Here is a 24,091-nt window from a genome sequence, read left to right on the forward strand (position 1 = left end):
CGCGCCATGCAATGAGGGTCTTTCCATGAACACGTTCCTGCGTGCCACCACGCTCGCCCTGCTCGGGTCGAGCGCGCTGGCTGCCGTCCCCGCATACGCCGAAGAGGCACCAGCCGCCGAAGCCGCTGCCGACGCAGAAGTTGGTGGAGGCCTCGATATCATGGTCACCGCCCGTCGCCGCAACGAGCGCATCCAGGACGTGCCGGTGGCCGCGAATGCCTTCGGCGGCGAGCAGCTGGCCGCGACGCGCACCTACAACTTGCGCGACCTGCAGCAACTGACTCCCAGTCTCGTCGTCACCAACACCAACCCGCGCAACACCAGCATCAACATCCGCGGGCTGGGCAACAACGTCTCGGTCTACAACGACGGTCTGGAGCCGGCGGTCGGCGTCTATGTCGATCAGGTCTACCTCGCGCGGCCCGGACAGGCAGTGTTCGACCTCTCGGATGTGGAGCGCATCGAAGTGCTGCGCGGGCCGCAGGGCACGCTGTTCGGCAAGAACACGTCGGCGGGCGCGGTCGTCGTCACCACCAAGTCGCCAACGTTCGAGCCCGAGGCGGGCGGCGACGTGACCTTCGGGAATTACGATTTCCGGCAGATCCATGCCTATGCCAGCGGCGCCTTAGTGGATGACCTGCTGGCCGCGCGCCTCTACGTCTCGAAGACCGACCGCGACGGCTACATGACCAACCGCTATGACGGTTCGGACACGCAGGATTATCACGATTTCGGCCTGCGCGGACAGTTGCTGTTCACGCCTGCCAGCAACTTCAAGCTGCGCCTGATCGGCGACTATGGCCGCCAGCATTCCAAGACGGCGGCGGCAGTGCTGACCGGCGTGCTGACCCAGTACGACAACGGCACCGCGTTCGCGAACAACTATTACGCCCGCGCCGCGCGCACCGGCTATACGCCGCTGCCGATCGACCCTTCGGCGCGGCAGGTCGATGTGGACGCCAATCCGCGCTACAAGATGAACCAGTGGGGCGTGACCTCGATCGCCGACCTTACCATCCCGGGCAATACGATCACCTCGGTCACCGCCTACCGCGCGTGGAACTGGTATCCGCACAATGACGGCGATTCCACCAGCCTCGATGCCGGCACCGACTTCCACCAGAGCAACGAGCAGCGCCAGTTCAGCCAGGAACTGCGCATCGCCTCGGAAGGCACGCGCAAGGTCGATTACGTCGCGGGCCTCTACTACCTGTGGCAGGCGATCGATGCCGAGGCGCTGAATGCCTATGGCAGCGATGCCGCCGCATGGTTCGTGGCGCCCAGCGTGGACCGCACCGCCGCTGCCGCCGCGCTCAACGGCTACACCATCCTCGGCCACTCGCGCCCGGTGACCAACAGCTACGCCGCCTTCGGCCAGACGATCTGGCACGTGACGCCCACGCTCGATCTGACCACGGGCCTGCGCTACACCTACGAGACGAAGACCGGCTGGTTCGAGCAGACCGCCACCGGCGCCAGCCTCGACGGGCTGACCACCGCGCAGCTTGCCGCAGCCAACACGATCCGGTCGCGTTACGGCGTCGTCAATTCCTATTCCGCCAGCACGAAGGAAGGCCGCCTGTCCGGCTCGGCGACGCTGTCGTGGAAGGTCACGCCCGACGCGCTGGTCTATGCGACCTATGGGCGCGGCCATAAGTTCGGCGGCCTGAACCTTGCCAACATCGTGACAACGGGCGCCTTCGCCGCCGATCCGGTCATCAAGCCCGAGACGATCGACAGCTACGAACTGGGCGTGAAGACCGCGTGGTTCGGCAACAGGCTGACCGCCAACCTCGCCGCGTTCTGGACCGACGACAGCGATTACCAGACTACCGTGGTCGATGTGGAGCGCAACAACCAGTCCTACTTCACCAACGTCGGCAAAGTGCGCACGCGCGGTTTCGAGGCGGACCTGCGCGCAAATCCGGCGCCGTGGCTCTCACTCTACGCCTCGGGCGCGTTCACCGATGCGAAATACGTGGACTATCCCAATGCGCCGTGCCCGATCGAGGTCACCGGGCAGACCACCTGCGATCTGAGCGGACGGCGTCTGCCGGGCGTATCGAAGTGGGCGGCCTCCACCGGCGGCGAGGCGCGTCAGGGCGTAGGATCGGTGCTCGGCCGCGACAGCGAGGTCTATCTCGGCGCTGACTACAGCTACCGGTCCGACTTCAACACCACTGCAAGCCTTTCGCGCTACTCGCTGATCCCAGGCTATTCGCTGGTCAACGCACGCATCGGCTTTCGGGCGCTCGACGGAGTGCTCGACGTTCAGCTTTGGGCGCGCAACCTGACAAACAAGCTCTATTATCTGAGCCTGTCCGCGGGAACTACCGGCGCAGTCACCGGCACGCTGGGCGATCCGCGCACGTACGGTGTCACGCTCAGGACGAAATTCTGATCTTTAAGCCATGGTGTGGCGACCTGCCTACACCATCGACCGATCATCTGGCCGTCAGCTTCACGCACGGCGGCCAGATGTTCACGGACTGTTACCAACTCAGTCCGGCACGGACATACAGATAACGGCCGTTGAAGCCGAACGGCGAGTAGTAGGGAAACGCAGTCACACCAGTGGTGTTGAGCGCTGCGGGCACCTTTTTGGGATAGACGTCGAGCAGGTTGCTCGCGCCCAGCGCCAGGTTGAACGACGCATCCTTGGGCTGATAGCGCAGTTCGAGGTCCGTGATCGCGCGCTTGCCGGTGTGAAGGTCGCTGGTGGCGACGGTGCCGGGCTGAAGAACGTCGCCATAATAGGTGACGCGTGCGGTGGCGCCTAGCGTATCGCCGGTCCACACCACGGTACCGGAGACTTTCTCACCGGGAGTTCCGTCCTCGATTGTCAAGATGCGGCTGCGGGCGAACAAGGCCGTGTTGGCGGGCACCTTCGTCACCTTGATGTCGTTGACGTTGCCTGCAACGGTGAGGTCGAAAGTGCCTGCGCCTTCGGTGACGATCTTGTAGTTGGCGACCGCGTCGATGCCCTTGGTGGTGGTGGCCAGCCCGTTCAGGAAGAAGCGCGCGGCAGAGACGTTCGGGATCGTCGTGACGGCGATGTTCTCCGACAGGCCGATCTGGTTGCGCACGTGGATGCGATAGCCGTCCACCGTAAGCGAGAAGCCGCCGGTGCGCAGCACGAAACCAGCCGACAGGTTGGTGGACTTTTCAGCCTCCAGCGCCTTGCCGCCGAGCGAGGTCGCTTCCGCCGAAGTGGACGGATAGGTGCCCGTAACGATCTGATTTCCGTTCTGGATGACCGAGGTGATCGAGGTGTAATACTGCTGGATCAGGCTGGGGGCACGGAAGCCCGTCGAGGCGGTGCCACGGATCGCGAAGGCGGGGCTGAAGTCATAGCGCAGCGACAGCTTGCCGGTGCCGGTGCTGCCGAAGTCCGAATATTTCTCGCCCCGTCCTGCCAGAGCGACCAGCAGCTTGTCCGTCACCTGCGCTTCGAGGTCGAGGTAGATGGAGCCGTTCTGGCGGTGCTCGTTTACTTCGTTGAGCGTCGAGAAACCTGGGAAGCCCTGCGCGCCTGGCGTCGCGTTCGGATAGGCGGTGCCGTAGCCGTAGGACGCGGCCTCGCCCGCCTTGATCTCGTAGCTTTCGCGGCGGCCTTCGACGCCCCATGCTACGTTCAGCGACTGGAATACGTCGAACTGCTTGGAAAAATCGATGCCTGCGACCCACTGGTCGTAAATCGAAGCGCCATCGTAGAACTCCGTCTGGCTGGCCGCCCCGTACGTGTAATTGGCGGAATCGCGGGTCCGGTAGTCGATCCGATTGCGGCCATAGCTGACGTTGAGGTCGGTCTTCCATCCCGCGATCTCGCCGCGCAGGCCGCCGGTTACCGTCAGGTCCTTGGAGTGAGTATTGATCTTCGGCAGGAAGCCGTCGAGGCCATAAGCCGCCGCGGCCAAATCCAGCCGCGGGAAAGCTGCCGAGCTGGAATCGCGGTACTGGTAGCCGCCGAAGGCGTAGACTTCCCAGGTTTCGTTCAGCGGCTTGGCCGAGTTGACGTAGACCGAGTAGCTTTCGACTTCCGGATCGCCGAAGCGGTTGTCGACTACGGGAGTGGCAAGGCGCGGGTCCACGTCGCCGCGGCTGGTGGGGTTGCGCTTGGTGTATTCGCCCGAAACGGTCAGGAAGCCGTCCTGTCCCAGCTTGATGCCCTGCCAGCCGGCAGCGGTCACGGTGCTTTCACCGGTGACGTGGCGGCTGTCGCGCGCGGTGTCGATCTGCGTGTCGTAGATCCCGTAAGTAACGGTGGCGCCGCCGCCGTGGTCCGCTTCGCGCAGGCGCAGGTTGACGACACCGGCGATGGCGTCCGAACCATACTGCGCCGAAGCGCCGTCACGCAGCACTTCGATCGACTGGAGCGCGGTGGATGGGATCGTGTTAAGATCGACCGCTGCCGAGCCGCGCCCCACCACACCGTTGACGTTGAGCGAGGCCGACGTATGCGCGCGCACGCCGTTGATGAGGACGAGCGTCTGATCCGGACTCATACCGCGCAGGGTGGCGGGACGGATCGCGTCGGTGCCATCCGTGGCGGACGGGCGCGGGAAGCTGATCGAAGGAACCGAGTTGGCAAGCGCGGTGCCAAGCTCGGTCGTGCCCTGCTGCTTCAGATCCTGGATCGTCACGACGTCCACCGGAGATGCGGTGTCGAGCTTCGAGCGCCCCTGGGCGCGGCTGCCGGTGACGACGATCTCGCTGTCGGTGTCTGCAGCCGCAGCCGTTTCCTGTGCGCCGGCCACCTGAGCCTGAGCAATGGCGACGGTCGATACGGCGGTGAGCGCCAGAGCATTCGTGAATTTCATGATTTTCTCCTCATGCCGCGAAACCGCTTTGCGGTCGGGCGCGACGGGACCTGAACACATCTGATTCTACTGGGGCCCTTGTTGAGCCAGAGCCGCATTACATGCCCGGTGATGTCTGTCAGTCGATTTTATTCAATATGTTCCGATATTTGCTCATTCGAGATGGTGACGGACGCGGTTTCCGGCAGTCCGAGGCGCTTCGAGACGATCACCGGGACAAGCACTTGTCCCGCCACGTTGACCGCCGTACGGCCCATGTCGAGGATCGGGTCGATAGCCAGCAGCAACCCCGCCCCTTCCAGCGGAAGGCCGAGCGTCGATAGCGTTAGCGTCAACATCACGACAGCGCCGGTAAGGCCTGCCGTCGCTGCCGATCCGATGACGCTGACGAAAGCGATCAGCACGTAGTCCGAAGGCTGCAGCGCGATTCCGTAGAATTGCGCCACGAATATGGCCGAGATTGCGGGATAGATCGCCGCGCAGCCGTCCATCTTCGTCGTCGATCCGAGCGGCACGGCAAAAGCGGCGTAAGCCCGGGGGACGCCCAACTTCTCGGTCACTTCCTCGGTGACCGGCATCGTGCCGACCGAGGAGCGAGACAGGAAACCGATCTGGATGGCGGGCCAGGACACCGCAAAGAACCTGCGCGGGTCGATCTTGTGCAGCGCAAGCAGGGATGGATAGACACCCAGCAGCACGATCGCCAGCCCGGCGTAAACAGCAGCAACGAAGCTGCCCAGCGCGGACATCGCGTCCCAGCCGTAGCTCACGACAGCGTTTGCGAGCAGCGCGGCTGAACCGATCGGGGTCAATGCGATGATCCAACGCAGAACCTGGCGCAGAACCTGGTTGGCCGAAGTCATGAAGTTCAGGAAGGGATTTGCTCGATCGCCGACACGAACGGCTGCGGCGCCGACTGCCGCTGCCGCGATGATGATTTGCAGGACATTGAAGCTGACCGACGTGCTCGCCTTGCCGTTCTCGACGCTGGTGGAGGCCGAAATGCCCAGATAATTGGAGGGAACGAGCCCGGTCAGGAAATCCAGCCAGCTGCCTACCGAGGCGGGAGTCTGCGCGGCGCTCCGGCTGATTCCGGCGTGCAGGCCGGGTTGGATCGACACGCCCAGCGCGATGCCGATCACCACCGCGATGAGCGCAGTGATCGCGAACCAGACGAGAGTGTGCACGACCAGCCGCGCTGCATTGTCGAGACCGCGCAGCGCGGCCACCGATGCGACAATGGCCGTGAAGACGAGCGGTGGAACGAGTGTCCGCAGCAGTTGGATGAATATCAGCGCTACCGTATGGAAGGCGGCAGTAGTGCTCATGGCGAACCCGCTCTGCGGGTCAAGCCCGCGTACGATCAGCCCGGCCATTATCCCTACGGTCATGCCGAGCAGCACTTGCATGCCAAAACCAGGAAATCGCAGGCGACGGACGATAAAGGAAGAAGCGGTCATCCGATTTTGACTAACCATCAGGGAATGAAGCGCAAACAATATTCTCTATCATATTTATAGAGATTTATCTCTTCGCGAAAGCGGTTCCCCGGGCTGTCAGTTGAATTCGGACCTGGTAATCCCTTGTTGCCGGGCTTGCCGGATCAGATGGTTCTGTTCCCGCGCCTGCATGACCTGACTGAGCGGGGGAATATCATGCGTAATCCAGACGTTGCCGCCGATCTCGGAGCCAGCGCCAATGGTCACCCGGCCAAGGATCGTAGCCCCGGCATAGATGACTACATCGTTCTCGATGATCGGGTGACGTGGGAGGGACTTGATCAGAGCGCCGTCGGCCTCGGTTGGAAAATTCTTCGCACCCAGCGTGACGCCTTGATAAATGCGGACGTTGTCACCGATCACGGCCGTCTCGCCGATCACCACGCCGGTGCCGTGGTCGATGAAGAAGCCCTTGCCGATCTGTGCTCCGGGGTGGATGTCGATCCCGGTGCCGCCATGCGAGATCTCCGATATGATCCGCGCGACCAGCGGCGCTCCCATCAGGTATAGCGTGTGCGCGAGACGATGGTGGATGATGGCCAGAAGTCCGGGATAACAGATCAGCACCTCGTCGATGCTGCGGGCGGCCGGATCCCCCGAAAGGCGGCCTGGATGTCGAGATCCAGAAGGCGCCGCAGGTTGGGCAGCGCTTGCAGAAAAGCCACGACTATCTCCGTCGCACGCTGGTCTGCCAGAGGGCTTTCGATCTCGTCGGCATAGGCCAGTTCCAGCCGCAACTGCGCATGCAGCCGGCTGGCGGCGATCTGCAGCGTCTGGGTGATGAACGTATCCTCGTTGGCCTGCCGGACGAAATCCGGCCCCAGCCTCAAGGGAAAGAGAGCACTGCTCAATTCTTCCGCGATCTTTGCAAGCCGGACGCGGGAGGGGAACCCTTTGGCGCCATGTTCGACGTGGCGTGCGTTGGTGCTGCGCCAGTGGCGGCGGATCTGGGCAAGCTCGTGCACCACATCGCCGACGTCCCAGAGATCGAGCGTCTCCACACCGGCGTCCCTGCCATGATCCGACCCGAGTTCGGCCGAGCGCAGCTCGTTCATCCTGCTCCTTCCTTGTGCTGGTGCCCCGTATGCGCTTTCAGTTCTGGATCGGCTCTAAATGCCGGACCGGCGGGTTTGACTGACCCGCGGCCGCATGGCGGTTGTCGATGAACGGCAGGCCCAGATGACCACGCAGGGTCTCGGCCTCATATTGTCCGCGAAACAGGCCGCGTTCCACCAGGATGGGAACGACCTTCGCGCGGAAGCGATCCCAGTCGGCGGGATGCTGGACGAAGAGATTGAACCCGTCGGCGGCGCCGCTTTCGTACCAGTGCTGCAACTGATCGGCGATGGTCTCGGGTGAGCCGACGAGCCGCAGCCAGCCGAGCGCTTGCGCTTCCAATACCCCGCGAAGGGTGACGCCGGCACGCCGGGCGTTCTCGATATCCTCGTGGAACCGCCTGATCCCGGCGTCTTCGCTACGGGGAAGCTCGGGAAACGGCGCGTCGAGATCGTAGCCGCTGAAATCGTGCCCATCGAACTGGCGTGAAAGCGCGGCTAGGCGGCGGCGTATGTCGCCCGCCGTCGTTCTCTGGCGCTCGATTTGCAACGCTTCCTCGTCGGTATCGGCGATGGTGACGCCGAGCGCGGGTATGAACAGCAGTTCGTCCGGATCGCGCCCGATCGCCTGTGCGCGGGCGCGAATGTCCTGTGCCAGTTCGATGGCTTCATCGGTGCTGCGCGCGAAGCTGAAGACGATATCGGCGCGTCTCGCGCTGAGGTCGCGGCCCTGATCGGAGGTTCCTGCCTGAACCAGCGGCGGCTGCCCCTGCGGCGAACGCTGGATATTGAGCGGTCCCGTGACCGAAAAGAACTCCCCGCGATGATCGAGCCGATGCTGTCTTGCAGGATCCAGGAATCGCGGCGCGGTCCTGTCGCGGGAGAAGGCACCTTCTTCGTAGGAATGCCATAAGCCCTGTACCGCCTCGACCGCTTCGTCCGCGCGCCGGTATCGCGTGTCGTAATCACCATGGCCGGAGCGACTGAAGTTGCCCGCCGTCCCGGGATCCTGACTGGTCACGATGTTCCACCCGGCGCGGCCGCCGCTTATGAGGTCGAGCGAAGCCAGTCGCCGGGCAATATCGAAAGGCTCGCTGTACGTTGTGCTGACGGTCGCCACCAGGCCGATGCGGTTGGTGGCATAAGCAACAGCGGAGAGCAGCGTCAGCGGCTCCAGCCGGTTCAGGTGATGGTTGGGAAAGTCGGGCGTGATGTACTGGCTGTCGACGATGAAGACGAAGTCGAAATGGGCGTCCTCTGCCTCCCTCGCCTGCTTCACATACCAGTCGATGTTGACGCTGGCGTCCAGCGGCACTTGGGGATCGCGCCAGAGTTCGGTCCCGGATGCATCGCCCACGCCGATCAGGACGGCTCCCAGTTTCAGTGTATCGCGTGCCATGATCGGACCTTTCAGTGAGCGGTGAATACGGCGGGGGCTTCGCTGCGCTGCGCGGACAGGCGCGGCGCAGCGGCCAGCAAACGACGGGTGTAGGGATGGGACGGGTTGGCAAGCACCAGGTCGGCCGGCCCGGTCTCGACGATGCGGCCGCGATAGAGCACCGCCACCCGGTCCGCGATCCCCGCGACGGAGCCGAGGTCGTGAGAAATGAAGACCTGCGCGATACCCTTTTCCTGCGCCAGACCACGCAGAAGTTTCAGGACATGGAGGCGATTGACCGCATCCAGCGCGCTGACGGGCTCATCGAGCAGCAGCACCCTTGGATCGAGCGCCAGCGCGCGGGCGATCACCGCCCTTTGCCGCTGCCCACCGGAAAGGTGCCGGGGCAGGCGCGAGGCCAGCGCGGCATCGAGGCCGACGGCCTGCAGGGCTTCGCCGAGTGCCTGCGCGATGGAGGCGCCATCGGTTTCACCGCGCAGATGGAGACCCTCGGTGACAGAGGCCGCGATCGTCAGGTCGGGATCGAGGCTGCGCAGCGGATCCTGGAACACGTATTGCAACGCGCCGGACCGTCGCAGTTCGCGCAGCGGTCCGGCTTTCAATCCGTCGATCCGCGCGCCATCGAGTTCGATAGTGCCGCTCGCCGTCGGGATCAGGCCCAGGATCGTACGCAGGAGCGTGGTTTTTCCCGAGCCGGTCTCGCCGATCAGGCCGAGAATTTCTCCGGGAGCCAGTTCCAGATCGACGTCCTCGATCACCGTGCGGATTCCGTAGCCCGCATGCAGCCCCTTCACTGCGAGCAGTGGCGTTCGCTTGCCGCTCACCGATGTCGGGCAGGCGCTTTCGATCGTGTGGACCGCATGGTCTTCGATCAGGCTGCGGGTATAGGCGCTTTGCGGATTGCCGAGTACGCTGCGCGTGGGCCCGGCGTCCACGATCGCGCCGTCGCGCATGACGATGACGTGCTCGCAGATCTGCGACACCACGGCGAGATCGTGCGACACCAGGATCAGGGTCAGGGCCTGGTCCCGGCGCAGCCTGTCGATCAGGTCCAGCACTTCGGCCTGCACCGTCACGTCGAGCGCGGTGGTGGCCTCGTCGGCGATCAGGAGGCGCGGTCCGGCGCAGATCGCAATCGCGATGAGCACGCGCTGGGCCATGCCGCCCGAAAGCTCGAAGGGGTACTGCCGATAGACGACGCTCGCATCCTCGAAGCCGACCTGGCGAAGCAGTTCCAGCGCGCGGTCACGGGCGGCAGTGCGGCCGAGGCGCAGCGTCGCCCGGATCGCTTCCACCAGTTGGCGGCCCACCGGGATCGAAGGATTGAGGTAGGAGCCCGGGTCCTGGAACACGGCCGAAAGCGCCTTCCCCCGCAAATCCTTCCACGACGCCGTATCGAGCCGGGAAAGGTCCACGTCCCCGAAGCGTATGGAACCGGAGGCGATGTTCAGGCCCGGCGGCAGGACATCCAGGATCGCCCGGCAGGTGAGCGACTTGCCGCTGCCAGATTCGCCAACGATGCCCAGCGTCCCTCCTGCTGCCAGTTCGAAGCTCACATCGCGCACGAGTTCTCGCCCCTGCGCCGTCACGACATGGAGGTTGCGGACCGAAAGCAATGGCTCGGCAGGCGGTTCCGGGCGGCGGTGGCGGATGTCGAGAGTAACGACGTTGTCGGCGGGAAGGCCGGATTGGGCTTGCGTCATGCGGCGGTCTCCTTGCGTCCGGAATCCCTGAGCGCGTCGGCAAGTGCATTGAGCGCCCAGACCGTCGCGACGATCAGCAGGGCAGGGGCGACCGGGCCGAACGGGCGGTCGTAGAGGTTGGCGAGGTCGGTCGCGAGCAGGCCGCCCCAGGTCGGGTCGGGCGGCACGACGCCGATGCCGAGGAATGTCAGCGAGGCGACGATCGAAAGGCACGCGCCGGTCATCGATGCAGCGGCCACCGCCACCGGGGGCAGCACTTTGGCGACGACGTGGCGGCGCAGGATGGCGGAGGTCGAGGCACCCATCAGGCGCGCTGCCTCGATGTATTCGGCATTGGCGATGGACAGGGCCTCCGCGCGGGTCACCCGGAAGAAGGCCGGGGTGATGAGGATGCCCACGGCGAACATCGCCTGGACCAGCCCGTTGCCCAGCATCGCGGTCATGGCGATGGCGAAGACCAGGAACGGCAGCATCATGAGCGCGTCGATCACACGCAGATTGATCCATTCGAACCGGCGTCCGAGAAAGACCGACAGCAGGCCGGGAACGACGCCCAGAACCAACCCGATCGACACCGAGAGCAGGCTTGCAAGGACGGAGACGGTCGATCCGGCGAGCAACCGGCTGAAGACGTCGCGGCCCAGCGCGTCGGTGCCCAGCCAGTATCTCGTGCCGGGTGGTTGCAGCAGTGCCGAGCCGTCCTGCGCCAGCGGATCATGCGGTGCGAGGAAAGGCCCGAAGACGGCGAGTACGGCCACGACAGCGAGAATTGCGAAGGCGGCGCGGGCGCTGGGATAGCGCAGGAGCTGGCGTATCATGGTTTCAACTCCGTCGCCGCGCGGCTGGCTGAAGGACGCCCAGCAGGACGTTGACACACAAGTTGCAGGCCAGGATCAGCAGGATCGACAAGACGAGCGTGCCCTGTACGACCGGCACGTCCCCGCGCAGGGCGGAGTCGGCGGCGAGCTTGCCCATTCCGGGCATGTTGAAGATCGCCTCGGTCACGACGGCGCCGCCGATCAGCATCGGCACTTTGAGCGCCAGCACGGTCAGCGCCGGGCCTGAGGCGTTGCGCAGGACGTGAACGAACAGGATGCGGCGGTGCGAAAGGCCGCGCACGACCGCGCCGGTCACGTAATTTTCCGAGAGCGCGACAACGAGGCCGGTGCGCAGTTGCCGGGCGAGGTCTGCGATGACATCGACGCTGAGAGCCACGGCCGGGATGCTCACGGCGGCCAGCCAGCCGATCGGATCGTCCGCGAAAGGCACGTAACCCGAAGACGGGAGCCAGCCGAGCCAGAGGCTGAAGATCAGGATCAGGACGAAGGCCACGACGAAAGGCGGCAGGGACGAGACCAGGGCGGCGAACAGCGTGATCGCGCGGTCCAGCCGCCCGCCGTGGCGCACGCCCGCCACGAGGCCGAGGCCCAGCCCGAATACCACGCCCACCAGCAGCGCCACACCCGCGATCGAAAGGCTGATCGGCAGGCGCTGCAGGATCAGTTCAAAAGCCGGCACGCCGTTGAACCAGGAAGTGCCGAGGTCGCCGTGCAGGACGCCGCTTATCCAGTGCAGATACTGGAACACCACCGGTTGATCGAGGCCGAGATCGGCGCGGATGCGCGCGACGGTCTCGGGCGATGCGGCGTCGCCCGCGATCCCCGCTGCCGGATCCAGCCCGGACACCACGCCCAGCAGGAAGGTGATGAGCGTGGCGATGAAGAAGACCGGCAAGGTGATCCCCAGCGTCCCGCCGACATGGCGCAGCAGCGCCTTGCCATGACGCAGGCGGATGGTCCCCCCGGTTACGATAGGCCCTGCCTGCGGCGGCGCTGGTTCGAAAACGGTGCTCATTCGACCGTCACTCCTTCCCAGCGGATTTGCGAGGGCACGATGTTGAGGTGCTTCACCCTCGAACGGGTGGCGACGATGAACGGCGTGCTGAACAGCCAGACGCTGGGCGACTGCTCGGCGCCCAGACGGGTGGCGCGTTGCAGGCGCTCCTTGTACTGAGGCGCGTCGATCGGGGTGGCCCGCACCTCGTCGATGGCCTTGAGGAACGCGGGCGGCGCATAAGGACCGCTGAGGTTCATGATGCCCTGCGGCCCGTAGACCGCCAGAAGGTTCTGGACCGGCGATTCCCGTCCGACCGTGCCGTCAACTGCGGTGGCCGGGCGCTTGGCGATATAGACCTCGCTCTGCCAACTGGATGAACCCGGCGGCACGATGCGCAGGCGCGACTTGATGCCGACGCGCCCCAGTTGGGCCTGCAGCAGCTCCGGCAGACCCTCGTTGATCAGCGGATTGATGACGATCTCGACCGTGAGGGAACCCGGCGCGTGGCCGGCCTGCGCCAGCAGCGCTTTGGCCCGTGCGGGATCATAGGCCCACTTGTCCCTCGTCTGCGGATCGAAGGCGAAGTAGTGCGGCGGGAAAGGCTGGTTGGTGGGCGTGCCGAGACCAGCCGTGAGCGTCTTCACCAGTTCGCCGCGATCGATGGCGTAGCGCACCGCCTCGGCCACGCGCGGGTCGTCGAAGGGCGGCTTGTTGCGGTTTATCATGAGATCGCTGGCATTGAGCGACGGGGCGGTGGTGACCGTCAGCTTGCGCGCACGGGCTTCCTCCACGCGCTTGGGTCCGATCGAGGCCACGTCGATCGCGCCCGAGACAAGCGAAGCGATCGTCGTTGTCGGCTCAGACAGCGTGGTCAGTTCCAGACGCTCGACGTGGATGTTCGCAGCGTCCCAGTAATCCGGATTCTTGACGAAATAGGCGTGCGATTCCGGTACGAATTCGACCATCTTGAACGGCCCTGCGCCGATCGGCCACAGCGCCAGCTTAGCTTTGTCCTTCGCCGCGGCGGTGGGGCTGGCGATAGCGCCGACACGGCCCGCCATCACGTAGGGCAGCTGGTAATCGAGCCGCGAAAGGTGAAACACCACGCGCAGCGGCCCGTCGGTATCGAAGCTGGCGATGCTTTCGATCTCGGGGCGCAGGAAGGAATCCTTCTGCGTCTTGCCGCGCTCGAAGAAGGCCTTCACGGCGGCGGCATCGAGCGGGGTGCCGTCAGTGAATTTCAGCTTGTCGCGCAGCTGGAAGGTCAGTGTCCTGCCGTCCGGCGAGTATGTCCAGCTCTGCGCCAGTGCGGGCTGGACGTTGCCATCCTTGTCGAGCCGGGTGAGCGAGGCATAGGCGAGGCTGACGGTGTTGATGTCGGCCCCGGTGCGGCTCGTCACCGGGTCCCACGACGTGGGCAGCATGAAGGCCCAGCGGACGCGCGCCTTTTCGGCGGCTTTGTCGCCCGAGCCGCCGCACCCGGCCGTGGCCAGGGCGGCAGCCAGGAGCACCGCCCAGCCTGCGAGGGAGCGTGCTTTCACGAGACCGCCAGCGCCGGCTCTTCGCGCCGGGCAGTCGGGGATGCGGGGGCTTCTGCGCGGATGTTGGCGGGTTTGGGCAATCCCAGGTTGCCGCGCAACGTGGTGTCCTCGTATTCGCTGCGATAGACGCCGCGCGCCTGAAGGATCGGCACGACTTCGTTCAGGAACCGGTCGAACTGGTCCGGGTGGCCGAGCATCACGTTGAGGCCGTCGAGTGCGCCGCCCTCGAACCAGCGGATGATCTCGTTGGCAACGGTTTCGGCACTGCCGACGAACGGGCTTCCGCGCGAGGCGCTGAGAACTTCCACGGTCTGGCGCAGGGTCAGGTCGTCCTTGCGGGCAAGTTCGACGATGCGCTGCGCCTGCGTGAAGAAGCTGCGCCGTGCGTGTTCGAGCGTCTCGGCCGGGAACGGGGCGTCAAGGTCGTACTGTCGGAAATCATGCCATCCGAACGAACGTCCGAGTTCGCCGAGAGCCTGCTCGAAGCTGTGGTCCGCGCGGCGATATTCGGTCTCGATGCGGCGGGCATCCTCGTCGGTGTCGCCCACGTATATGCTGACGCCGGGAAGGATCAGCACGTCGTCCGCGCCGCGTCCTGCCGCGACGGCCCGGCGGGTGATGTCCTGCTTGAAGGCGCGGCCATCCTCGATCGAGGCTGAGTGCGTGAAGATGGCATCGGCGGTCTGCGCGCCGAGGTTGCGGCCGTGATCGGAATCGCCGGCCTGGAAGATCACCGGCTGACCCTGCGGCGATCGCTGCAGGTTGAGCGGCCCGGTGACCGAGAAATACTTGCCCTTGTGATTGAGCGCATGCAGCTTGGCGGGATCGAGGAAAACCCCGGTCTCGCGGTCGCGCGGGAAGGCGTCATCCTCGTACGAGCGCCATAGGCCCTGCACCACGTCGATATATTCGAACGCACGGCCATAGCGGGTTTCATAGTCGTAATGCTCGTCCAGACCGAAATTGCCCGCAGCACCGGGATCGCCGCTGGTGACGACGTTCCAGCCGGCACGTCCACCGCTGATGAGATCCAGCGAGGCGAGGCGGCGAGCGAGGTTGAACGGCGAGTTGAACGAGGTGGTGAGCGTGCCGACAAGGCCGATATGGCTCGTCGCCGTCGCCAGCGCGGAAAGCAGGGTCAGCGGCTCCAGCCGGTTCAGGTAGTGCGGCGGCGAATCCTTGGTGATGAACTGGCTGTCGACGATGAACACGAAGTCGAACTTTGCGGCTTCGGCCTTGCGCACCTGTTCGATGTACCACCGGATGTTGACGCTGGCGTCCGCCGGAATGTCGGGATCGAGCCAGCGGTTGTGCTGGCCGGGACCGCCCGCGCCCATCGTGACGAGGCCGAGCTTCAAGGTTCTTCTGGTCATTGCCGTAACTCCTTTGCCGGATGGTCGTTCGGTGATTGCAGCTGGCTCACAATCTGGCTCACAGGCGCCCCTTGAGCGTCAGCCCGTACATGCGCGGCTCGCCCAGAGCGCCCTGGACGATGCCGTTGGAAGCGCTGACGGAGAGCGTGTTGAAGTAGTTCTTGTTGAACAGGTTGCGTACCCACAGGGAGGCTTCCCAGCGGTCATCGGGATCGCGCACGCCGCCGTGCAGGCCGACCAGCGTGTAGCCGCGCACCCAGGTGAAGGGATCGAGGTTCACCGCCGCGTAGAAGCCCGAACGATAGCTGATGTCGCCGCCCGCGAAGGCATCGACGTTGCCCACCGAATACAGATATTCGGCGTTGCCGGTCAGGGCGAGGCGCGGTGCGCCCGAAGCGCGGCGGCCCGACAGATCCATCGAGGACAGGTAGGAATAGAGGAACTGCGAGGGCGCGTTGCGGTACGAGCGGTATTCCGCGTCGTTGTAGGTTCCCGCGACGCCGATGTTCAGCCCGTCGAACGGCTGGGCGCGGGCATCGACCTCGACACCGCGCGATCGCAGCTTGCCGACGTTGCTGATGTAGCCGACGGCAGGCGTCACTGCGTAGTTGACGAAGTTCGCCTGGTAATTGCTGACGTCGGCCCAGAACAGCGCGAGGTTGAATTCCGCCTTACCGCCCAGCAGGCGCGTCTTGATACCCAGTTCGTAGTTGTCGACCTTCTCTGGCCGCACGAAGATGTCCACGCCCAGTGACTGGCGCACAAGGTTGATGCCGGGCGACTTGTACCCGCGCGAATAAGACGCATAAGTATGGACGTCGCTCGAAACGTCGTAGGCGGCGATGGCGGTGCCGGACACGTTGCTGGTGTTGTCCGACGCGGTGTAGGCGCCCGCAGGCGCATAAGCGGCGCGCAGCGCGGCGACGGTGGACCGGATCGCCGGATCGAAGCTGGAAAGGAGCGCGTAATCGCCCGTGGCGTAGGCTTCATAAATGCCGGTCTTGTGCTCGTAAGTGTAGCGAAGACCGCCCGTCAGGCGCAGCGAGGGGGAGATGTTCCATGTCGCCTGCCCATAGGCCGCATAGCTGTGGGTCGCGGGAAGGACGTGATTGTACGATGTCAGGCCGTCGAACACGGCAGAGGGTAATGTCGATACCGATGCCGTCGGCGTGTTCGCGGTGGTCAGCCACGTTGTCGCGTCGCGGCCATAGCGGTTGATGACGTCGTCGTCGGCCTCCTGCCAGAAGAAGTAGAGCCCCGCAGTATAGTCGATGGTTTCGCCGCCCTTGGATGCGGCGCGCAGTTCCTGGCTGAACTGCTGCTGCTTGGTGGCCACCACGCTGTTGGTGATGACGTTGGCGCCGAACTGGTCGCCGTCGTAATTGGGCACCCATTTCCAGTTGCGGTATGCGGTGATCGAGGTCAGCGTCAGCGGGCCGACGTCCCAGTCCGCGCGGGCCTGGACACCCCAGCTGGGCATCTCGTCGTACTGCGAGGAGTCGATGTCGGTCTTGCGATCGAAAGCGTTGACGGTGCCCGGCGTGTATCCGACATCGGCGGCACGGCGGTAGAACCCGCGGACCTGCGCGCCGTTCGCCAGTGTCGTAGGCAGGACGCCGGCGATGCTGGTAAAGCCGACGTCGCCCTTCTGGATGCTGTAGTCCGCGATCAGGCGCAGCTTGAAGTCCGCACTCGGCTTGTAGAGCAGGTCGAACCGCGCGGCATGGTTGTCGAGGTTGTCCCAATGCTCGCGCTGGGTGGTGTTGTAGATCAACCCGTCGCGCCGATTGCGCAAGTATGAGATGCGGAACGCCAAGTCGTCGCTGACCACCCCGTTGTACGCGAAGTAGCCGCGCACCTGGTTGTAGTTGCCGTAGCTCAGCTCCGCCCGCGCTTCCTGCTGGAACTGCGGCTCGCGCGTGGTGATGTCGATCGCGCCCGCAACGGTGTTCTTGCCGAACAGGGTTCCCTGCGGCCCGCGAAGGACCTGAATACTTTCGATGTCGATCAGGTCGGTGATGACCGATCCGGTACGCGGCCGGTAGACGCCGTCCACATAGAGCCCGACGCCCTGTTCAAGCCCGTCGTTGGTGCCGCCGGCATTGGTGCCGATGCCGCGGATCGTGATCGTCTGGTTGCGGCCGCTGAAGCCCTGGATATTGAGGCTGGGGAGCTGTTGGACCACCTGCTTGAGCGAACTGACGCCCTGCGCCTCCAGCTGGCGGCTGGAAATGGCGGAAATCGCGATGGGAACGTCCTGCGCGCTTTCCGTGCGGTAGCGCGCCGTCACGGTGATTTCACCGATGTCTGCGCCATCGGGCGCTGCATCCGCCGGGCCGGCGGCTTCTTCGGCCGAAGCCACTTGAGGAAAAATTACCGCAGAGACTGCAATCGCGGACGCCGCGCTGGCGAGCAATCTGTGTCTTCTTCCAGAAAAAGTCCTACCGAACAACGCTTTCAAACCAACCCCCTCATTCGATGAATGCGGAGCGGTGTGACGGATATATGTCTACTTAATCAATAGACATAGTCTGAAGTCTATATGACTTTGGCTCAAGTGCGGCTTTTGCTTGTTCGGAGTGGCGAGAAGCTCTTAGCGAAAGCCCGGCGCATCCTTCGCCACCGCGCTATGCTGATGACGGCATTTGACAGGAGCAAGCGCATCATCCTTGCATGGATGACGTCGTCGATTGACCGAGGGGCCGGTTGTGCTGAACATCTATTCAGTCGGCAGCCCAAACCCTGGAGCACCGAACCATGTTAGATCAGGCGCTCTGCGAGAAAATCCACGAAAACCCTGACCCGGGCCGGTACATTCGCCCCGCCCATAAAAACAGCATGGATTGTTTCGATGTCGCCCGGATTATAGTCTTCCAATATCGCCACCAACTGGCCTGATGCCAGCTCGGGTTGGACACTGAACCGCCCCACGCGGGTAATGCCGACACCGTCGGCCGCGAGCTGGCCCAGCGTCTCACCATTGTTAGCTTCGATCGTGCCGCGAACGCTCAGCGCATAATCCCGCCCATCCTTGCGAAACGGCCAGACGGGTTCGGCCCGGCGGAAATTGAAGTTAAGGCAATTATGGCCATGCAGATCCTCTGGTATCGCCGGTGTGCCGTGGCGGTGCAGATAAGCCGGCGAAGCGACGATGACCCGGCCGTTTTCGCCCAGCTTGCGGGCGGTCAGCGGACTGTCGGTCAGGGGGCCAAAGCGGATCGCCACATCTGCCTGTCCTGCGGCGATGTCGACCAGCCGGTCGCTGAGGCTGATATCGACGATGATATGCGGATAAATCTGCGCAAACTCGCCGAGCAACGGCACGATGCACAGCCGGCCATGAGAATGGGCCGCGCTTACCCTCAGCCGCCCGCGCGGGGCGCCGCGATCGGCGATCGACTGTTCGGCTTCGTCGAGATCGGCGAGGATGCGCCGGGCGCTGCCGAGATAGGCCTGTCCCTCGGCCGTCGGCGTCAGGGCGCGGGTGGAGCGCAGCAACAGGCGAACTCCCAGCCGATCCTCGATCCGGTCCACCGCGCGGCTGACCGCCGAGGGCGTGAGGCCCAGCAGCCGGCCCGCAGCCGAGAAACTGCCTTCGGAGATCACCGCCGCGAAGGTTTCCAGCGCCCGTGCCCGATCGGCGTGGAAGGGCATCTTTTCATCCAATGCAAAGATCTTTCGCCTTTCGGCCCCCTAAACGGCGGCCATTGGCTATTCCATTTATGCGTGCATCACGGAATGAAAAGGGATCACGATGGAATATCGGCAACTGGGCGCATCGGGCCTGCGGGTACCGGCGCTGAGCTTCGGCACCGGTACGTTCGGCGGCTCCGGCCCCCTGTTCGGGGCCTGGGGCAATAGCGACGCGCAGGAAGCGCGCCGTCTGGTCGATATCTGCCTCGATGCCGGCATAACCCTGTTCGACACCGCCGATGTCTATTCGGGCGGCGCGTCGGAAGAAGTGCTGGGCGCGGCGATCAAGGGACGACGCGACGCAGTGCTGATCTCCACCAAGCTCGGTCTGCCGACCGGGGACGGCCCGGGCGATTGGGGCGTATCGCGCGGCCGGCTGATCCGCGGCGTGGAGGCGGCGCTGGACCGTCTCGGGACCGACTATATCGATCTGTTGCAACTCCATGCCTTCGACGCTTCGACCCCGGTGGAGGAATTGCTGGCGACGCTGGACGAACTCATCCGCGCAGGCAAGCTGCGCCATGTCGGCGTTTCCAACTATCCCGGCTGGCAGTTGATGAAGGCGCTGGGCGCGGCGGATCGCCATGGCTGGCCGCGCTTCGTGGCCCATCAAGTCTACTATTCGCTGATCGGCCGCGCCTACGAGGCGGACCTGATGCCGCTCGCGGCAGATCAAGGCGTGGGCGCACTGGTGTGGAGCCCGCTCGGCTGGGGACGCCTCACCGGCAAGATCCGGCGCAGCAGCCCGATCCCCGAAGGCAGCCGCCTACACCAGACCGCCATCTTCGCGCCGCCGGTGGAGGACGAACATCTCTACCGGGTCGTCGATGCGCTCGACGAGATATCTGTGGAAACCGGCAAGACGGTTCCACAGATCGCGCTCAACTGGCTGCTGCAGCGGCCCACGGTGTCGTCGGTCATCATCGGGGCACGTAACGAGGAGCAGTTGCGCCAGAACCTTTGCGCGGTGGGGTGGTCACTCACGGCAGAACAGGTCGCCCAGCTCGATCAGGCCAGCTATCGGATGCCCGCCTACCCCCATGCACCCTATCATCAACAGGATGGTTTCGCCCGCCTGAACCCGCCGCTTGTCTGACGGGAGGAGCATCATGAAGATCAATCCACCACTTCTCGCGCTGGCGGCTGGGGCGTTCGGCATCGGCGTCACCGAATTCGCGCCGATGGGCCTGCTGCCCGTCATCGCCGCCGACCTTGATGTCTCGATCCCTTCAGCCGGTCTGCTGATCAGTGCTTATGCGATCGGCGTGATGCTGGGCGCGCCGCTGATGACGCTGACCACCGGGCGATTGCCACGCCGCACCTTGCTGATTGTGCTGGCCGCGATCTTTACGGCGGGCAACCTGATGGCAGCGCTTTCCGGCAGTTATGGGATGCTGCTGTTCGCGCGGATCGTCACGTCGCTCAACCACGGCGCCTTCTTCGGCGTAGGATCGATCGTCGCTGCCAGCCTGGTCCCGCCCCAGCGGCAAGCCGGCGCGGTGGCCGCCATGTTCATGGGACTGACGATCGCCAATGTCGTCGGCGTGCCGCTGGCGACTTGGGCGGGCGAAGTCATGGGGTGGCGCTCGGCGTTCTGGGGCATTTCCGTGCTCGGTCTGCTGACTATCGCGGCGCTGCGGCTGACCTTGCCGGATATGCCTGCGCCAATGGACGGGGATGCACGCTCCGAACTGCGGGTGCTGATGCGTGGTCCAGTGCTGGCGGCGCTGGGCCTGACGGTGGTTGGTGCGAGCGCGATGTTCACCGTGTTCACCTATATCACCCCGATCCTGCGCGAGCAGACCCATGGCTCGATCGGTTTCGTGACGGCGATGCTGGTGGTCTACGGCGTGGGGCTGACCATCGGCAACTGGCTGGGCGGGCGCTTTGCGGACCGATCAGTCGACAGGACCTTGCTCGTGACGCTGGCGGCGCTCACGGCGATCCTCGTCGCCTTCGCCTTTGCCATGCCGTATGCGGGGCTGACGGCCGTGCTCATCTTCCTGTGGGGCATCGCCAGCTTCGCACTGGTCCCGCCGCTGCAGGTCCGCGTGATGAGTGCCGCCGCCGATGCACCGAACCTCGCTTCTTCGATGAACATCGGCGCCTTCAATCTCGGCAACGCGATCGGCGCCGGGCTGGGCGGAGGAGTAATTGCTGCAGGCTTCAGCCTGCCCATTGTCGCGATCGCTGGAGCGGCAGCGTCGGGCGTCGGCTTGCTCGCCGTGCTGATGAGCGCTCGAAAGTCTCCATCAAGTCATGTCGGGCTTCCTGAAGAGCTTTGCAGTGAAATGGGTTTAACTGAGGCGTGTGTACGAATGTCCCGGGCCAGCCCTTAAACGGTCAGATTGCTTACGGCCATCATGGACCTTCATGATGGCTAAGCAGAACGTCCGAACCCGGGGTTCGGAAATTGACGCCCGAATGACAGGAACGGGTCGTCCGTCGACAAAGCCGGTATTAGCAAAACCCAAATTCAGCTCGACTTTTCAGTACGCTGAATGGCTACGAATGACGCAGCGAAAACCGATATGCGAGGTCGATGTGTCGATCATTTCGGAGTTTGGCGCGCGGCGGGACGGTAGCGCTGGCAGTAGTTGGCCGCGCACAAGTGCGACCCGCCTTTCAACACCTTGCGGCCGATCCGCAGATCGGGCCGGGCCGGATCGAAGCTGTCCCTTAGCCTGGCACCGCGCGGGTTGCTGAGGGTGCAGCACGATTGCCCGCTCTTCTTTTTCGCGGGCGCCTCGGGCCGGTCGCTCCACCAGTCGCAGGTCCATTCCCACGTGTTGCCGATCATGTCGAACAGGCCGTAGCCGTTGGCGGCATAAGTCCCGACCGGAGAAGTCCGCTCCCACCCGTCGAGCATCTGGTTGGCGAAGGGGAACAGGCCCTGCCAGTAATTCGCCATCATCGCACCTCCGGGCGCGAGTTCGTCGCCCCAGGCATAGTCGGCGCCCTCCAGTCCGCCGCGTGCGGCGAATTCGAACTCCGCTTCGGTCGGCAGGGCCTTACCCGCCCATTTCGCGTAAGCCTCGGCATCGGCATAGGCGATCTGGACAACCGGATGATCCCATAGGCCAAGGCTGTCGATGTCGCTGTCCGGCCCCAGCGGATGGCGCCAGTCGGCACCAAATTCGAACCGCCACCAATTGCCCGGATTGGAGGTGTCCACCGGCGTCGCCGTCTTGTGAAAAACCAGCGACCCGGCCCGGTCCATGCCGGGCAGCATGCCGGGATAGTCCTTCGGATCGGGCGCGATCTCGGCGACGGTGGTGTATCCCGTCGCCTCGACGAATGCCGCGAACTGGCGATTGGTGACGGGCGTGGTGTCGATCCAGAAACCGTCGACCGAGACACGGCGCAGCGGCGCTTCCTCGGGATAGAATCGCTCCGACCCCATCGTGAAACTGCCGCCCGCGACCCAGGCCATACCGGGCCGCACCTGCATTCCGTCTTCGGCATCCTGATAGGCGGTGGTCATGTCAGATTTCGGTCCCGGCAAGCTTGAATCCGCCCTCCATGCCCGTCATCGGGTCAGATAGCCGGCCTCCACCGCAAGGCTGTGGCCGGTGACGTAGCTGGACGCATCGGAACACAGCCAGGCGCTGGCTTCGGCCACTTCCTCGGGCTTGCCGAAGCGGCCCAGCAGGCTGAGCGCCGGAGCGAAGTCGGCTTCGGTGTGGCCGCTGGCATCCAGCGCGCCGCGCAGCATCGGCGTGTCGATCGCGCCGGGAAGCACGGCGTTCACGCGGATTCCCTGCGGTGCGTATTCGAGGCTGCCGGTCTTGGTCAGGCCGATGACCCCGTGCTTGGCCGCCACGTAGGCCGAGTTACCCGGCTGCGGCCGCACCGAACTGACCGAGCCGACATTGACGATAGCGCCGCCTCCGCCCTGCCCGATGAACTGGCGGATCTGGTATTTCATGCAGAGCATCACCGCGCGCAGATCGATGCGGATGACGCGGTCCCACACGTCCATGTCGGCCTCGGCGATGGGCAGCGTGTCCGGCGTGACCGCAGCGTTGTTCACCGCGCAGTCCAGGCGCCCGAAAGCCGATACCGCGCCCGCGACAAGGTCGCGCACTTGCGCCTCCTCACCGACGTCGCAGTGGATGAACCGGGCCTCGCCGCCGGCGGAGAGGATCGCGGCGACGGTCTCCTCGCCCGCTCCGGCATTGATGTCGGAGACGATCACCCTTGCGCCGTACCCTGCGAAGACCCGGGCAGTCGCCGCGCCCATACCCATTCCGGCACCCGTGACGATCGCCACTTTGCCGTCCAGCCGATTGCGCGCGTTGTCGGTCATGATCTTCGTCCTCTTCCCGGTCGGCCGGATCGGTCCGGCCTGTTACTGCTTTCATCGGAAGCGCCGCCACGCATGTCGCCTGACAACAGGGCTAGGGCTTCATGTTTTGCAACTGGCCTCCAGCGCGACCGTGGCCATGTCCAGCGCGATGTCGAAGCGCTGGCGGAAGCGTTCGGGGTCGCGCTTCGGCAGGTTCTCGTTGTCCGAGAGTACCATCATGTTGATGACCACCAGATAGGCTAGCGCGATGCGGTAATCGCCCAGGTACGGGTCTTCCGCATCGACGATCGCATTTATGTGATTGATGGTCGTGCGCAGGTTCCGGCTGAGATCGGGGCGATTGTCAGCGGCGTGCATGATCCCGGCGGGGCGCTGCTGCTGCAGATACTTGCTCATGAACGCCGCATACGTGTGGCGGCCCTGATCGTCGGTCAGGTCGAGGATCGGCTCACACAGGATGCGAAGCAGGGTTCTCAGGTCGAAACTGCCGCCGCTGCGCTCGACTTCGGCCAGCGCCGCGCCGCGCGCCGGTTCCATCTGCCACACACGCCAGGCGAAGATCGCCTGCACCAGCGTGTCCCGGTTACCGAAGTGGTACTGCACCGCATTGGTGTTCCGGTTGCCCGCAAGCTGGGCGATCTCGCGGAACGACACGCTCTCGATCGAGCGCGTGGCATAGAGCGATTCGGCGGCGGCGATGATGCGGATCTTTGCATCGTCGGCGAAATGAAGCGGCGGGTCGGTCACCTTGCGATCCGTACACGAGCCGGGTGCGAATTCCAGTTCGCGCAGCATTTCCGGCAATCCTCCTTCGCGCCCGTCCATCCGCGATACCCGATGTGCCGCCAATGGACGCCTGACAA

Annotated in this window: 15 protein-coding genes and 2 pseudogenes; 3 read left to right on the forward strand and 14 right to left on the reverse strand. The window is 64.6% G+C overall.

Annotated elements, in window-relative coordinates; translation table 11 throughout:
* Nucleotides 1–25 precede the first annotated feature (25 nt).
* Entirely contained in the window at nucleotides 26–2,401 is a 2,376-nt protein-coding gene (locus HWN72_RS05905) for a TonB-dependent receptor (protein ID WP_069707615.1), read from the forward strand.
* Between the two features lie 91 nt (nucleotides 2,402–2,492).
* On the opposite strand, the gene HWN72_RS05910 is transcribed toward HWN72_RS05905, so the two are convergent.
* The 11 genes and pseudogenes from HWN72_RS05910 to HWN72_RS05960 all read right to left on the reverse strand — a co-directional run bounded on the left by HWN72_RS05910 (nucleotide 2,493) and on the right by HWN72_RS05960 (nucleotide 18,892).
* Nucleotides 2,493–4,820, reverse strand: coding sequence for a TonB-dependent siderophore receptor (locus tag HWN72_RS05910; protein ID WP_069707616.1), 2,328 nt, complete (start codon nucleotides 4,818–4,820; stop codon nucleotides 2,493–2,495).
* 128 nt (nucleotides 4,821–4,948) lie between these two features.
* Nucleotides 4,949–6,229, reverse strand: coding sequence for a dicarboxylate/amino acid:cation symporter (locus tag HWN72_RS05915; RefSeq protein ID WP_248005839.1), 1,281 nt, complete (start codon nucleotides 6,227–6,229; stop codon nucleotides 4,949–4,951).
* Between the two features lie 147 nt (nucleotides 6,230–6,376).
* Nucleotides 6,377–7,374, reverse strand: a pseudogene (gene epsC, locus HWN72_RS05920) (serine O-acetyltransferase EpsC).
* Nucleotides 7,375–7,411: 37 nt separating this feature from the next.
* Entirely contained in the window at nucleotides 7,412–8,773 is a 1,362-nt protein-coding gene (locus HWN72_RS05925) for an NtaA/DmoA family FMN-dependent monooxygenase (protein ID WP_069707619.1), read from the reverse strand.
* Nucleotides 8,774–8,784: 11 nt separating this feature from the next.
* Entirely contained in the window at nucleotides 8,785–10,476 is a 1,692-nt protein-coding gene (locus tag HWN72_RS05930) for an ABC transporter ATP-binding protein (RefSeq protein ID WP_083274568.1), read from the reverse strand.
* Nucleotides 10,473–11,294: an ABC transporter permease gene (locus HWN72_RS05935; protein ID WP_069707620.1), complete on the reverse strand. Its 822-nt coding sequence runs from the start codon at nucleotides 11,292–11,294 to the stop codon at nucleotides 10,473–10,475. The genes HWN72_RS05930 and HWN72_RS05935 overlap by 4 nt, the downstream gene beginning before the upstream one ends.
* A gap of 4 nt (nucleotides 11,295–11,298) precedes the next feature.
* Nucleotides 11,299–12,330: an ABC transporter permease gene (locus HWN72_RS05940; protein WP_211149969.1), complete on the reverse strand. Its 1,032-nt coding sequence runs from the start codon at nucleotides 12,328–12,330 to the stop codon at nucleotides 11,299–11,301.
* Nucleotides 12,327–13,853: an ABC transporter substrate-binding protein gene (locus tag HWN72_RS05945; protein WP_069707621.1), complete on the reverse strand. Its 1,527-nt coding sequence runs from the start codon at nucleotides 13,851–13,853 to the stop codon at nucleotides 12,327–12,329. The genes HWN72_RS05940 and HWN72_RS05945 overlap by 4 nt, the downstream gene beginning before the upstream one ends.
* Nucleotides 13,850–15,226 (reverse strand): LLM class flavin-dependent oxidoreductase, encoded by a 1,377-nt coding sequence (locus HWN72_RS05950; protein WP_069707622.1) that lies wholly within the window; start codon nucleotides 15,224–15,226, stop codon nucleotides 13,850–13,852. Before HWN72_RS05950 ends, HWN72_RS05945 begins: the two co-directional genes overlap by 4 nt.
* A gap of 58 nt (nucleotides 15,227–15,284) precedes the next feature.
* On the reverse strand, nucleotides 15,285–17,588 hold the full coding sequence (locus HWN72_RS05955; protein ID WP_156799754.1) for a TonB-dependent receptor: 2,304 nt from the start codon (nucleotides 17,586–17,588) through the stop codon (nucleotides 15,285–15,287).
* A gap of 398 nt (nucleotides 17,589–17,986) precedes the next feature.
* On the reverse strand, nucleotides 17,987–18,892 hold the full coding sequence (locus tag HWN72_RS05960) for a LysR family transcriptional regulator (protein WP_197524418.1): 906 nt from the start codon (nucleotides 18,890–18,892) through the stop codon (nucleotides 17,987–17,989).
* Between the two features lie 88 nt (nucleotides 18,893–18,980).
* On the opposite strand from HWN72_RS05960, the gene HWN72_RS05965 reads away from it, so the two are divergent.
* Both HWN72_RS05965 and HWN72_RS05970 read left to right on the forward strand, forming a co-directional pair.
* A complete protein-coding gene (locus HWN72_RS05965) occupies nucleotides 18,981–20,015 on the forward strand; it encodes an aldo/keto reductase (RefSeq protein ID WP_069707624.1) in 1,035 nt (344 codons plus the stop codon).
* A gap of 13 nt (nucleotides 20,016–20,028) precedes the next feature.
* The gene (locus HWN72_RS05970) at nucleotides 20,029–21,258 is read left to right on the forward strand and encodes an MFS transporter (RefSeq protein ID WP_069707625.1); all 1,230 of its coding nucleotides are present in this window, start codon (nucleotides 20,029–20,031) and stop codon (nucleotides 21,256–21,258) included.
* A gap of 150 nt (nucleotides 21,259–21,408) precedes the next feature.
* Here HWN72_RS05970 and HWN72_RS05975 read toward each other — a convergent pair.
* The 3 genes and pseudogenes from HWN72_RS05975 to HWN72_RS05985 form a co-directional block, all read right to left on the reverse strand.
* Nucleotides 21,409–22,352, reverse strand: a pseudogene (locus HWN72_RS05975) (formylglycine-generating enzyme family protein).
* 96 nt (nucleotides 22,353–22,448) lie between these two features.
* On the reverse strand, nucleotides 22,449–23,228 hold the full coding sequence (locus HWN72_RS05980; protein ID WP_069707626.1) for an SDR family NAD(P)-dependent oxidoreductase: 780 nt from the start codon (nucleotides 23,226–23,228) through the stop codon (nucleotides 22,449–22,451).
* A 99-nt stretch (nucleotides 23,229–23,327) separates the two neighbouring features.
* The coding region (locus HWN72_RS05985; RefSeq protein ID WP_211149970.1) for a TetR/AcrR family transcriptional regulator at nucleotides 23,328–24,091 on the reverse strand (764 nt) is incomplete at its 5' end.

This window comes from Novosphingobium sp. HR1a, assembly GCF_015594425.1.
GTDB classification, from domain to species: Bacteria; Pseudomonadota; Alphaproteobacteria; order Sphingomonadales; family Sphingomonadaceae; genus Novosphingobium; species Novosphingobium resinovorum_A.

What these genes read in the sequence shown, in the direction of transcription:
- HWN72_RS05925 (WP_069707619.1), bottom strand. Translation starts at nt 8,773, where the DNA reads ATGGCACGCGATACACTGAAACTGGGAGCCGTCCTGATCGGCGTGGGC.
- HWN72_RS05915 (WP_248005839.1), bottom strand. Translation starts at nt 6,229, where the DNA reads ATGCAAGTGCTGCTCGGCATGACCGTAGGGATAATGGCCGGGCTGATC.
- HWN72_RS05980 (WP_069707626.1), bottom strand. Translation starts at nt 23,228, where the DNA reads ATGACCGACAACGCGCGCAATCGGCTGGACGGCAAAGTGGCGATCGTC.
- HWN72_RS05950 (WP_069707622.1), bottom strand. Translation starts at nt 15,226, where the DNA reads ATGACCAGAAGAACCTTGAAGCTCGGCCTCGTCACGATGGGCGCGGGC.
- HWN72_RS05965 (WP_069707624.1), top strand. Translation starts at nt 18,981, where the DNA reads ATGGAATATCGGCAACTGGGCGCATCGGGCCTGCGGGTACCGGCGCTG.
- HWN72_RS05970 (WP_069707625.1), top strand. Translation starts at nt 20,029, where the DNA reads ATGAAGATCAATCCACCACTTCTCGCGCTGGCGGCTGGGGCGTTCGGC.
- HWN72_RS05940 (WP_211149969.1), bottom strand. Translation starts at nt 12,330, where the DNA reads ATGAGCACCGTTTTCGAACCAGCGCCGCCGCAGGCAGGGCCTATCGTA.
- HWN72_RS05930 (WP_083274568.1), bottom strand. Translation starts at nt 10,476, where the DNA reads ATGACGCAAGCCCAATCCGGCCTTCCCGCCGACAACGTCGTTACTCTC.
- HWN72_RS05935 (WP_069707620.1), bottom strand. Translation starts at nt 11,294, where the DNA reads ATGATACGCCAGCTCCTGCGCTATCCCAGCGCCCGCGCCGCCTTCGCA.
- HWN72_RS05910 (WP_069707616.1), bottom strand. Translation starts at nt 4,820, where the DNA reads ATGAAATTCACGAATGCTCTGGCGCTCACCGCCGTATCGACCGTCGCC.
- HWN72_RS05905 (WP_069707615.1), top strand. Translation starts at nt 26, where the DNA reads ATGAACACGTTCCTGCGTGCCACCACGCTCGCCCTGCTCGGGTCGAGC.